We start from the raw sequence: 12,312 nt of genomic DNA, 5'->3' as shown, positions 1-12,312 counted from the left end.
AAATGTAGACTTGGAGCTTCCTAGAGATAAATTTATAGTATTTACTGGTCTTAGTGGTTCAGGCAAATCTTCCTTAGCTTTTGATACAATTTATGCTGAGGGGCAAAGGAGGTATGTCGAAAGTTTATCAAGTTATGCTAGACAGTTCCTAGGTCAGATGGATAAACCAGATGTAGAATATATAGAAGGCTTATCTCCATCTATATCTATAGATCAAAAGACAACTAGTAAAAACCCAAGATCTACCGTTGGAACCGTAACTGAAATATATGACTATTTAAGACTTCTTTATGCACGTATTGGAACACCTTATTGTCACAATTGTGGCAAACCAATAAAGAGTCAAACTGTGGACCAGATGGTAGATAAAATTATGGAGTTTGAAGATAGAACTAGACTTCAAATATTGGCTCCAGTAGTTAGAGGTAAAAAAGGTGAACACGTAAAACTTCTTGAAACTATAAAAAAAGAAGGGTTTATACGTCTAGTAATAGATGGAGAACCTTTTGAAATAAGTGATGATATAAAGTTAGAGAAAAATAAAAAGCATAGTATAGAAGTAGTTGTAGATAGAATAATCATAAAAGAAGGGGTAGAAGGAAGACTTACTGACTCTTTGGAGACCGCATTAAAACTAGGTGAAGGTCTTGTAATTGCAGATATAATAGATGGCGAACAAGTAATGTTTAGTCAAAAACTATCTTGTCCAGATTGTAATATATCTATGGAAGAATTGGAACCAAGATTATTTTCATTTAATAGTCCATTTGGAATGTGTCCTACTTGTAGTGGACTTGGATTTTATAAAAAGATAGACCCGGACCTTGTAATCCCAAATAGGGAACTAAGTATAGATAAAGGGGGGATAGCTCCTTTTTCTACTTCAGCTGCTGGGACTTACTATTATGAAATATTTAAAAATATAGCTAAAGAAAATAACTTTTCTATGAAAGCTCCTTTAAAAGAAGCTCCTAAAAAATTTTTAGATGAACTTCTTTATGGTACAAAGAGGCTGATATCTTTTAAATTTAATAGTAGATATGAAGGAATGAAAAAATTTGAAGGTAGCTTTGAAGGGATTATTCCAAATCTTGAAAGAAGATATAGATCTACTTCTTCTGACTATAGTAGAAACAAAATAGATTCTTTTATGGATGAAAGACCATGCTCTACATGTGATGGAGACAGACTTAAAAAAGAAGCACTTTCTGTTAGGATAGATGGATTAAATATAATGGAAACTACTAATCTTTCTATCACAAAAGCCATAGAGTTTTTTAGTACATTAGAACTTACAGAAAAAGAAAAGATAATAGGTGAACAAATCTTAAAAGAGATAAATGAAAGACTTTGGTTCTTGGAAGATGTAGGTTTAGGATACCTTACTCTATCTAGGATGGCAGGAACCCTATCAGGAGGGGAAAGCCAAAGAATAAGGCTAGCAACTCAAATAGGATCAAGTCTAGTAGGGGTTGTATATGTTTTAGATGAGCCAAGTATAGGTCTTCATCAAAGAGATAATGCTAAACTTTTAAAGACACTTAAAAACTTAACAGAACTTGGAAATACACTTATAGTTGTAGAACATGATGAAGATACAATGTATCAGGCGGATTGTATAGTAGATATAGGACCTGGTGCAGGTATACATGGAGGATATATTGTAGCTCAAGGGCCAATTGAAGATATAAAAAACAACCCAGACTCTATAACGGGGCAATATCTTTCTCATAAACTCCAAATAGAAGTACCACAAGAAAGGAAAAAGCCTAATGGAAAATGGATAGAGATAATAGGGGCAAAAGAAAATAATTTAAAAAGTATAGATGTAGAGATTCCTCTAGGACTTTTCACTGTTGTAACAGGAGTATCAGGTTCTGGAAAGAGTTCTCTTATAAATCAAATACTTTACAAATCTTTAGCTCAAAAGGTTAATAATGCTAAAATAAGGCCTGGAAATCACAAAGGTATAAAAGGACTTGAAAACGTAGATAAAGTAATAGCTATAGATCAAAGTCCTATAGGAAGAACTCCACGTTCTAATCCTGCAACATATACAGGAGTATTTGACAATATCAGAGATATATTTGCAATGACTAATGAATCTAAAATGCGTGGATACAAAAAAGGTAGATTTAGTTTTAATGTCAAGGGCGGAAGATGTGAAGCTTGTAGGGGTGATGGAATATTAAAAGTCGAGATGCACTTTTTACCAGATGTATATGTTCCGTGTGAAGTTTGTAAGGGAAAAAGATATAATAGAGAAACCCTTCAAGTTAAATATAAAGGCAAGACTATAGCTGATATACTTGACATGACAGTAGAAGAGGGATTAAGCTTTTTTGAAAATATACCAAAGATAAAAAGAAAAATTCAAACCTTATATGATGTAGGACTTTCATATATAAAGATAGGTCAACCATCAACAGAACTATCAGGAGGAGAAGCTCAAAGAGTAAAGCTTGCTACAGAACTCTCTAAAAGATCAACTGGAAAAACAATATATATACTAGATGAACCAACAACGGGACTTCACTCAGCAGATATTCATAAATTAGTAGAAGTATTAAATAAGCTAGTAAAAGGTGGAAATAGTGTTATAGTTATCGAACACAATCTAGATGTAATAAAAACAGCAGATTATATAATAGACCTAGGACCTGAAGGTGGAGACAAGGGCGGAAACATTGTAGCTGTAGGAACTCCCGAAGAAATAGCTGCCAATAAAGATTCATATACAGGTCAATTCCTTAAAAAAGCATTAGAGAAAGGGAAATAAGAAAGATATAGTCTTTGAAAATTGAAGCCTTTGGACTTTGTATTAAAATTATATAAATATAAATAAGAAATAAGGGTAGATATGTTATATAAATACAAATACTTAAAAAGAAAGGTGAAATTATTGAATATAACAATACTTGAACCACTTGCAGTTGAAAAGGAAGAACTGGAAAAAATAGCAAAGCCATTAAGGGATATGGGACATGAACTAGAGATATTTGAAGAAAAATCAGAAGATGTAGAAGAATTAAAAAGAAGAGTAAAAGATACACATATCTTAGTTATAGCAAACTCACCTTTAGAGGGTGAAGTTATAAATGCAGCTAAAAATTTAAAAATGATATCTGTTGCATTTACTGGTGTAGACCATGTAGATTTAGATACAGCTAAAAAAAGAGATGTTTTAGTATCTAATTCAGCAGGATACAGTACACCCGCAGTAGTAGAGCTCACATTTGCTCTTATGATAGATGTTTTAAGAAATGTAGTGCCTTTAGATAAGATTACCCGTGAAGGCGGAACTATGAAAGGATTTAGACAAAGAGAGCTTCAAGGTGAAACTTTAGGAGTACTTGGAACAGGAGATATAGGAGGAGATGTAGCAAAAGTAGCTTTAGCTTTTGGTATGGATGTTATAGCTTTTAATAGAAGTGAAAATGAAGAACTAAAAAAACTTGGAGTAAAATATGTAAGTATGGAAGAAGTGTTTAAAACAAGTGATATCGTTACAGTTCACTTGCCTTTAAACGATGGAACAAAGGGTATAGTAAGTGAAAAACATATTAACACCATGAAAAAAGATTCGATTTTAATAAATGCAGCTAGGGGTCCAATAATAGATAACCAGGCACTAGCTAAAGCTTTAAATGAAGAGAAAATATCTGGAGCTGGTATAGATGTATATGATATGGAACCACCACTTCCGCTAGATTATCCACTTTTAAGTGCTAAAAACACAGTATTAACTCCTCATATTGCTTATGCTAGTGAACAGGCTATGGTAAGAAGGGCTAAAATAGTATTTAAAAATGTAGAAAAATATGTAGAAGGAAATCCACAAAATGTTATAAAGTAAATAATACAGTAAAACTCCTAGGTTTTATATAAAACCTAGGAGTTTTACTGTATTTGCAAATATAAAACACACTACAATACCAACTATTGTTGGGGCTAAGAATGAAAGGATGGTCCATTTTAAGCTTTCAGTTTCTTTTTTTATAGTTAAACAAGTTGTAGCACATGGAAAATGGAAAAGGGTAAAGAGCATAGTAGATACAGCAGTAACCCAGGTCCAACCATTATCTAATAAAAGATTTCTTAACTCTAAAAGACTGTCAAATTCAAACATAGATCCACTAGCCATATAAGACATAATTATAAGGGGGATAACTATTTCGTTTGCAGGGAAACCAAGTATAAAAGCCATAATAATATATCCGTCCATACCTAATAGTTTTCCAAAAGGATTTAAAAAAGCGGCTGCATGGGATAGGATACTAATATTACCAATATTTATATTTGCCATAATCCATATAATAAGTCCTGCTGGTGCTGCTACTAGCATAGCTCTTCCCAAAACAAATAAAGTCCTATCAAATATAGAATGAACTATAACCTTTCCAATTCTTGGCTTTCGATAGGGAGGTAGTTCCAAGGTAAAAGTAGAAGGTATTCCCTTGAGGACAGTCTTAGATAAAACTTTAGACACAAAAAGAGTCATAACAACTCCTAAAACAATTGTAGATGTTAAAATCAAAGCAGAAAATACAGAACCAAAGATTCCTGGAAGAAATCCCGTAAAAAACATTGTAATGACTGCAATCAATATAGGGAATCTTCCGTTACAAGGTACAAAATTATTAGTTATTACAGCAATCAACCTTTCTCTTTCTGAATCTATTATTCTACATCCTATTACTCCAGCAGCATTACAACCAAATCCCATACACATTGTAAGAGCTTGTTTACCACAAGCAGAGGATTTTTTAAAGTATCCGTCTAAGTTAAATGCAATTCTAGGCAAATATCCTAAATCTTCTAAAAATGTAAATAGAGGAAAAAATATTGCCATGGGTGGGAGCATTACAGAAACTACCCATGCTAAAGTTTTATATATTCCTAGTACTAATATATCATGAAGCCATATAGGGCTACCAAGTGACATAAATAAATCTGTCAATTTATCTTGTATAAAGAAAAGTCCATCAGCAAGCAGTTGTGAAGGGTAATTTGCCCCTGTTATTGTAATCCAAAATATTAAGCTTAAAAGAACTAACATAAGAGGAATACCATATTTCTTAGAAGTGATATATTTGTCTATTTTCCTATCCATCTTATTATAATCTTTATTATTAAAGGTTACTACTTTCTTACTTATTTTTTCTCCCAAAGAAACTAAGTGGGTTACTATTTTATCCCTAAAAAAGATAGGATCTATATTGTTTTCTTTTAATAAGTTTTTTGCTTTTAAAATAGAATCTCTAAGATACATATTTTTTTCTAAATCTATATTTAAAAACTTATTTATAGATTGGATAATAGTTTTTTCACCGTCTAGAAGTTTTATAGAAACCCATCTAGAATCAAGTCTATCTTTTAATATTGGAGATAGAGAAGACTCGACAATTTGGATAGCTTCTTCTATCTTTTCTTCATAGATTATCTTTCTAGGATAAGGCTCAATAATATCTTCGCTGACCTTGTAAACTTCCTCAATCAACTCTTCTAAGCCCTCTTCTTTAAGGGCAGATGTACCAACCACAGGTACTCCTAATTCCTTAGATAATAAATCTAAATCTATAGAAATTTTCTTCTTATAGGCCTCATCCATTAAATTAACACATACAATTACGTTTTTAGTAATTTCTAAGGTTTGAAGAACTAGATTTAAGTTTCTTTCTAAACTTGTTGCATCTACAACAACAATTGTAGCATCGGCACTTCCAAAACATACAAAATCCCTAGCTATTTCTTCTTCTATAGAATTTACCATAAGGGAATATGTTCCTGGCAAATCTACTAATATAAAATTTTTATCATTACAAGTGTAGCTTCCATATGCATTTGTAACTGTTTTACCTGGCCAATTTCCTGTATGTTGTTTCAATCCTGTAAGATTATTGAAAACAGTACTTTTACCTACATTTGGATTTCCAGCCAGGGCTACTACCCTATCCTCAGATGTTTTTTTTATTTTAAGTTCATTTTCTAACAAATCCACAATATCACCTCGAATTAAACTTTTTCTACTAAAATAGTAGAAGAAACCTCTGTCCGTAGGGCAATAACAGCCCCTCTTATAAGATAAGCTGTAGGATCTCCTGAAGGACTTTGTCCTAAAACTTCTATTTCAGTACCTTCTATAACACCTAAATCTAATAATCTTCTTCTAAGGACTCCTTTAGATAATAATTTTATTACTTTACATTTTTTTTGAACTTCTAATAAATTTAATGAAATAATATCTTTCACTATACCACCTCTTTTGCATAATTCATGTCACATACATTAAGATATGTAAATACAAAAAAAGTGTTCTTATAGTTTGAAAATTTTAGTTTCAATATCACAAAAAAAGCAAATATACATAACATGTATTAGTGTTCATAAGTTAAGTATTAGATTGGAGGGATAAAATGAAAGATAGAAGTTTTGCTATTATTGGCGGAGATAGAAGGAGTTATGAATTAGCTAGATTACTATTGGAAAAAGAACATAAAGTCAATTTGTATGGTTTTAAAGAACTAGATGTAGATAAGCAAATTAAAGATTTTGATAGTATAAGTTCAGCCTTAGAAGATGTGGATATACTAGTAGCGCCAATACCTGTTTCTAAAGATGGTATCCATATAAATGCACCATATGCTAAAGGGGAGATATTAATAGAAGAAGTATTTAGAAATATGAATAAAGAACAACTATTTATAGGGGGAAAAACTTCAGACTATCTAGCTATGAAAGAACACTATGAAATACAAATAGTTGATATTCTTGATAGAGAAGAGATGGCCGTATTAAATGCTATACCTAGTGCGGAAGGAGGACTTCAAATTGCCTTAGAAGAGATGCCTATAACACTTCATGGATCAAATGCTATGATATTAGGATTTGGAAGAATAGGAAAAGCAATGTCTAATATGCTCAAGGGTTTAGGAAGTAATGTATATGTGCTAGCTAGAAAACATAGTGATATATCTTGGATAAGGATGTATGGATATAATCCACTTTATATTTACGATCTCAAAGAAAAATTAAAAGATATGGATTTGATTTTTAATACAATTCCTCAAATGATTTTAGATAAAGGAATACTCAAGGTAATAGATAAGCAAACTTTGATTGTTGATTTAGCTTCTATGCCAGGGGGAGTAAATATGCATGCAGCAAAAGAGATGGATATAAAAGTTATTCATGCCCTTGGACTGCCGGGGAAGGTTGCGCCTATAAGCAGTGCAAACTTTATGTTAGAAACAATTTATAATATTATTGAAGAATGGGGGTTGTAATTATGTCGTTAGAAGGAGTCAAAATTGGTGTAGCTATTACTGGAAGTTTTTGTTCATTCGAAAAAACATATAAAGCAATGGAAGACTTAGTAAAACAAGGAGCAGATCTTTATCCGATTATGTCAGCTACAGCATATAAAACTGATACAAAGTTTGGACTTTCAAAAGATTGGAATGAAAAATTTATGAATCTTACAGGTAAATCTATTGTAAATACTATAGAAGGTGCTGAACCTATTGGACCAACAGCATTTTTAGATATTATAGTAGTAATGCCTTGTACTGGAAATACTATTGCTAAAATAGCAAATGGCACAACAGACACATCTGTAACTATGGCATGCAAGGCTCACGTGAGAAATCTTAAGCCTATAGTTGTTGCAATGGCTACAAATGATGGCCTAGGTAGTACTTTAAGAAATCTAGCTACCCTATTAAATAAAAAAGATATATTTTTTGTTCCGTTTGGGCAAGATGACTGGGTTAAAAAATCTAATTCATTGGTATGTGATTTTGAATTAATTGGAGATACAGTAGAAATGGCTTTAAAGGATAAACAAATACAACCAGTATTGTTATAAATGCTTAAAAAAAGGGACTTAAATTAGGTCCCTTTAAACTAGTTTATGAATATTAAAACATTGATATAGTTTTTTAGTAAGTTGTAATACTCTATTAGAATCTACATGGATTAATAAATAATCATCAAACCATTTAGAGCCTAACTTTAAATCAGTATTTAATGAGATACATCCATTTATCTTTTCTTTTAATTTCGCATCATTAGAATCTAAAAATACCGAAATACATCCAAAATTATCTTCAATATTTACCCCTATACCTATTATTTTTTTGTTTTCTTCCTGTTCATTCGAAATAATAGTATAATTATCGTGTAAAAATGCTGTACGAATATAAATAGGTATATTATATTTTTCTCCAGTTAACACTGCCTTAGGATGAATTACCTTTGCTCCATGAGAAGCATAATTGTACATAGTGGAATAGCTTATGTTTTCTATATATGGTGCACCAGGTATGATTTTAGGATCAATAACAGCAATACCAGGAACATCAGTAAATATATCAACTCTTTTAGCACCTAAAAAACCAGCTAATGTTACTGCTGAAATATCACTACCACCACGACCTAAAGTAGTTATTTCCATATCCTTCGTTGCACCTTGAAACCCTGCAACAACAACAATTTTCCCTTCTTCTAAAAGGTTTAATATCTTGGTAGTATCAATATCTAATATTTCAGCATTATTAAAATCATCATCAGTTACAATTCCAGCTTGAAATCCTGTTAAAGCAACGGACTCCATACCATGGATATTTATTAGGTGAGATATAAGAGAAGAAGATATAACTTCACCACAAGACATTATTAAATCTTTAGTTTTAGGACTTAGAGGTCCATTTCTAGTATCAAGCATGTTAATCAAGGTATCAGTTGCATATGGATCTCCTGATCTACCCATGGCAGAAACTATAACTACCAAATCATGACCTTCTTCTTTCGATTTTTTTACTTGTGACAATAGAAGACTTTGAGCATTTACATCATTTAAAGATGTTCCACCAAACTTTTGGACAAGGATAGCCATATAATCACCGCCCTAAAAGTTTTCTGGAAATTAAAGTTTCTCCAATCTGGACTGCATTTAAGGCTGCACCCTTTCTTAGATTATCTCCAACTATCCAAAGATCAATACCGTTCTCAATTGTAGTATCTTTCCTTATACGGCCTACATATATATGGTCCCTACCACTTGCATTTATAGGCATAGGATATTCTTTTTCATTAGGATTATCTAATACTTTTATGCCAGGTGATTGAGATAATACTTCTCTTAAATAATTAATGTCAAATGGCAAGATAGTTTCTATATTTACTGCTTCCGAATGACTTGTAACTACTGGAACTCTTACAGCAGTTGCGGTTACTTCTATATTATCATCTAGTATTTTTTTAGTTTCATTAACCATTTTCATTTCCTCTTTTGTATATCCAGTATTTAAAAATTCATCTATATGAGGTAGGACATTAAAAAGAATTTGATGAGGATAAATAGAATTCTCTAAAATCTTACCCTCATTATATTGTTTAGATTGTAAATTTAATTCATCTATAGCAGATTTTCCTGTACCGGATACTGATTGATAGGTAGAAACTACTACCCTTTTTATCTTATAAGATGCGTGTATTGGATTTAGAACCATTAACATTTGTATAGTAGAGCAATTGGGATTTGCAATAATTCCCTTATGAGAATCTAAGTGGGATGGATTTACTTCTGGAATAACTAGAGGGACTTCTTTGTCCATCCTAAAAGCATTGCTATTATCAATTACTATAGCTCCTTGGGAGATTGCAAGGGGGGCTATAATTTTACTAATATCTGCCTCTACACAAAACCAAGCAATTTCTACATCTTTAAACGAATCTTTTGATATAGACTCTATAGAATAATTTTTACCTTTAAAGATTATCTTTTGACCCTTGGAACTATTTCCTAAGAATTTAATATTTTTAATTGGAAAGTTACGTTCTTCTAAGATGCTTATAATTCTCTCACCAACGGCTCCTGACGCACCGACGACTGCAACATTGTACTTATGCATACAAATTACCTCCTTATAAAAAAATAAATATTATATTTAAATCATATTCAAACATTACAAAGTGGTGAAAAAATTAATTAATTATGAACTATTAATTAAGAAGAAACATAAGTTAATATATAAAATCGGAGTAAATTATAGAGGAGGATTTATATGAAAGATTGGGGTAGGCTGATTACTGCAATGGTTACACCTTTTGATAAGAATCTAGAAGTAGATTATAAGAAAGCTGTAGAATTAGCAAGAAAACTTATATAAGAGGGAACTACAGCACTTGTAATAACGGGAACTACAGGCGAGGCACCAACACTTAGTGCAGAGGAGAGAAATAACCTTTATAGAATAATAAAGAAGGAGGTAAATATACCTATAATTGCAGGAGTGGGTACCAATTCAACAACCCTCACTATAGAAAATGTTTTGGGGGCTAAGGAAGCTGGAGTAGATGGGCTTTTAGTTGTTACACCATATTATAATAAACCAGATCAAGACTCCCTATATAGACATTTTAAAGAGGTAGCACAAAGTACGGACTTACCAATTATGCTATATAATGTACCTGGAAGGACGGGTTGTAATTTATTACCGGAAACTGTAGAAAGCTTATCAAAAATAAAGAACATTGTGGCTTTAAAAGAAGCTAGCGGTAATATAGTTCAATTTGCAGAGATGGTAAAAAGAGTAGATAAAGATTTTTTAGTATATTCTGGTGATGATTCCTTAACCCTACCAGCACTTGCTGTAGGTGGATATGGGATAGTAAGTGTATCTTCTCATATTGTTGGCAGAGATATGAAGGATATGATAGATTCATTTGTAAAGGGAGAGAATGGTAAAGCTACAGAGTTACATTTGAAATTACTAGGAATATTTAATACATTGTTCATAGTATCAAATCCAATTCCTGTAAAAGCGGCATTAAACATTATAGGAGTAGATGTAGGAGAATTAAGGCTCCCACTAACAAAAGCTAAACCAGATATATTAAAAGAGATAGAAAAAGAATTAAAGGATCTAGAACTTATTAAATAGAGTATATAAAAATAGTCTTGAAAGAATTGACATATCTTTCAAGATTATTTTATTGTAAAAATGAATATATATATTATAATAAACTTAAGGAGGCGATATAAATCAAGACTAATAAAAGAATACTCAAGATAGGATTAGTTATTATAATACTATCTATATTAATTAGCACAACTATTGCAAGCGGCATAAAATTGGAAAAGCCAGTTTTCTTTAAAAACTACATAGAAGAGGCTGTTTATACTGATGAAGAAGTGAATTCTTATTTAAATGAATTTACAGTAAGATATATCACAAATATAAATGATGATAGAAGAGTTGTAGATATTGAATTTGAAGGGCAAGATATGGACTTATATATCAATGACAGCAATTTAGAGGGAGAGTATCCCAATTTCTTTATTGATACATATGATGAGGGAACATATGGGAGGTACACTATAAAAAACCTTTTAGTTAGACCTAATTTGGATTTAGCATATACCGATTTCAAAGGGGTAGAACTTAGTAAAGCCAATATAATATTTGATAATGGAGATAGTTTAAATGCAGACTTAGGAAGAATGATATATTATGAAAAACCGAATTATTATGAGGATAGGTTCATAGAGCATGGGGCAAGTGGTAGTTCTTCAGATGATACAGGGTACTCAAATGTAAATATTAAAGAAGATCTTGTAGTTGAAAAGTTGGATTCAAGATTGTTAGATAATGTAAAAGATAATCTAGAAATAACTATAGGGGATAGAGATTATAAGTCCATAAAAGGTACTCAGCTAAAAAAAGGGGATAGTTACTCTATGAATTATAGGGAGAAATTTATTCATGATCCTATAGAAAAATATAATACATATAAAGTATCTTTAAATCTATACTTCCAAGATAAAGACGGAGGTTTTCATGATGAAAGTATAGGTAGTATTTGGTATCAACCTTTTGAATTCAATCTTTTAGATATAATAAAGTATTTAAGAGCTAGGGGTGAACTTAAATGGTAGAAGCATTAAAAACATTGTTTTGGGGAACATTTCTTGCTACTTTTCGTATAAATATTGGACCTGTAAGTATTTTACCAGTATTTGTAGGGTTTATGATTGTCTCTAGTGGAATAAACGATATATATAAGAGATATAGTTTTGATGGTTTTAAAAGAGCAAGTGACTTTTCTAAAATAGCAATTATACTTTCATTTTTAGGAGGGGCTATAGATCTGTTTTCAGCTGGTAGATTTGAAAATTTGTTGATAATGAAGATTTGGCCTATTGTTTTAATATCTATCGAACTAATTATGTTTTATAGCTTTTTTGAAGGGATTAGCCAGTATCTTTTTTTAAAAGGAGATAAAGATATAGCAGGAAAACATGTATCA

Annotated in this window: 10 protein-coding genes and 1 pseudogene; 7 read left to right on the top strand and 4 right to left on the bottom strand. The window is 31.5% G+C overall.

Features of this window, described 5'->3' with window-relative positions; genetic code table 11:
• Together uvrA and ACTHW2_RS05815 are read left to right on the top strand one after the other, a co-directional pair.
• The coding region (uvrA, locus tag ACTHW2_RS05820; protein WP_442263032.1) for an excinuclease ABC subunit UvrA at window positions 1-2,779 on the top strand (2,779 nt) is incomplete at its 5' end.
• Between the two features lie 123 nt (window positions 2,780-2,902).
• On the top strand, window positions 2,903-3,856 hold the full coding sequence (locus ACTHW2_RS05815; RefSeq protein WP_442263031.1) for an NAD(P)-dependent oxidoreductase: 954 nt from the start codon (window positions 2,903-2,905) through the stop codon (window positions 3,854-3,856).
• A gap of 24 nt (window positions 3,857-3,880) precedes the next feature.
• On the opposite strand, the gene feoB is transcribed toward ACTHW2_RS05815, so the two are convergent.
• Both feoB and ACTHW2_RS05805 read right to left on the bottom strand, forming a co-directional pair.
• The gene (gene feoB, locus ACTHW2_RS05810) at window positions 3,881-5,995 is read right to left on the bottom strand and encodes a ferrous iron transport protein B (RefSeq protein WP_442263030.1); all 2,115 of its coding nucleotides are present in this window, start codon (window positions 5,993-5,995) and stop codon (window positions 3,881-3,883) included.
• A 20-nt stretch (window positions 5,996-6,015) separates the two neighbouring features.
• Complete coding sequence (locus ACTHW2_RS05805) at window positions 6,016-6,252, bottom strand: FeoA family protein (RefSeq protein ID WP_442263029.1); 237 nt, start codon at window positions 6,250-6,252, stop codon at window positions 6,016-6,018.
• A 164-nt stretch (window positions 6,253-6,416) separates the two neighbouring features.
• Here ACTHW2_RS05805 and dpsA point away from each other — a divergent pair, with 164 nt between their 5' ends.
• Both dpsA and ACTHW2_RS05795 read left to right on the top strand, forming a co-directional pair.
• Window positions 6,417-7,286: a dipicolinate synthase subunit DpsA gene (gene dpsA, locus ACTHW2_RS05800; protein WP_442263028.1), complete on the top strand. Its 870-nt coding sequence runs from the start codon at window positions 6,417-6,419 to the stop codon at window positions 7,284-7,286.
• 2 nt (window positions 7,287-7,288) lie between these two features.
• Window positions 7,289-7,867, top strand: a complete 579-nt coding sequence (locus tag ACTHW2_RS05795; RefSeq protein ID WP_442263027.1) for a dipicolinate synthase subunit B — start codon at window positions 7,289-7,291, stop codon at window positions 7,865-7,867.
• Window positions 7,868-7,900: 33 nt separating this feature from the next.
• On the opposite strand, the gene ACTHW2_RS05790 is transcribed toward ACTHW2_RS05795, so the two are convergent.
• On the bottom strand, window positions 7,901-8,896 hold the full coding sequence (locus ACTHW2_RS05790; protein ID WP_442263026.1) for an aspartate kinase: 996 nt from the start codon (window positions 8,894-8,896) through the stop codon (window positions 7,901-7,903).
• A gap of 4 nt (window positions 8,897-8,900) precedes the next feature.
• Window positions 8,901-9,914 carry an aspartate-semialdehyde dehydrogenase gene (locus tag ACTHW2_RS05785; protein ID WP_442263025.1) on the bottom strand — a complete coding sequence of 338 codons (1,014 nt, stop codon included), beginning with the start codon at window positions 9,912-9,914 and terminating at the stop codon, window positions 8,901-8,903.
• A 270-nt stretch (window positions 9,915-10,184) separates the two neighbouring features.
• Here ACTHW2_RS05785 and dapA point away from each other — a divergent pair.
• From dapA to ACTHW2_RS05770, 3 genes and pseudogenes are all read left to right on the top strand, one after another.
• Window positions 10,185-10,946, top strand: a pseudogene (gene dapA, locus ACTHW2_RS05780) (4-hydroxy-tetrahydrodipicolinate synthase); the annotation flags it as partial.
• A gap of 191 nt (window positions 10,947-11,137) precedes the next feature.
• Window positions 11,138-11,941: a hypothetical protein gene (locus ACTHW2_RS05775; RefSeq protein ID WP_442263024.1), complete on the top strand. Its 804-nt coding sequence runs from the start codon at window positions 11,138-11,140 to the stop codon at window positions 11,939-11,941.
• Window positions 11,935-12,312 (top strand): hypothetical protein (locus tag ACTHW2_RS05770; protein ID WP_442263023.1); only part of this gene is annotated, 378 nt, incomplete at its 3' end. The genes ACTHW2_RS05775 and ACTHW2_RS05770, both read left to right, overlap by 7 nt.

This window comes from Tissierella sp. (assembly GCF_052089545.1).
Lineage (GTDB): Bacteria > Bacillota > Clostridia > Tissierellales > Tissierellaceae > Tissierella_A.
Note: the sequence above shows the minus strand (reverse complement) of the source record. Positions and strands in the feature narration are given on the sequence as shown.

What these genes read in the sequence shown, in the direction of transcription:
- dpsA (WP_442263028.1), top strand. Translation starts at nt 6,417, where the DNA reads ATGAAAGATAGAAGTTTTGCTATTATTGGCGGAGATAGAAGGAGTTAT.
- ACTHW2_RS05785 (WP_442263025.1), bottom strand. Translation starts at nt 9,914, where the DNA reads ATGCATAAGTACAATGTTGCAGTCGTCGGTGCGTCAGGAGCCGTTGGT.
- ACTHW2_RS05795 (WP_442263027.1), top strand. Translation starts at nt 7,289, where the DNA reads ATGTCGTTAGAAGGAGTCAAAATTGGTGTAGCTATTACTGGAAGTTTT.
- ACTHW2_RS05790 (WP_442263026.1), bottom strand. Translation starts at nt 8,896, where the DNA reads ATGGCTATCCTTGTCCAAAAGTTTGGTGGAACATCTTTAAATGATGTA.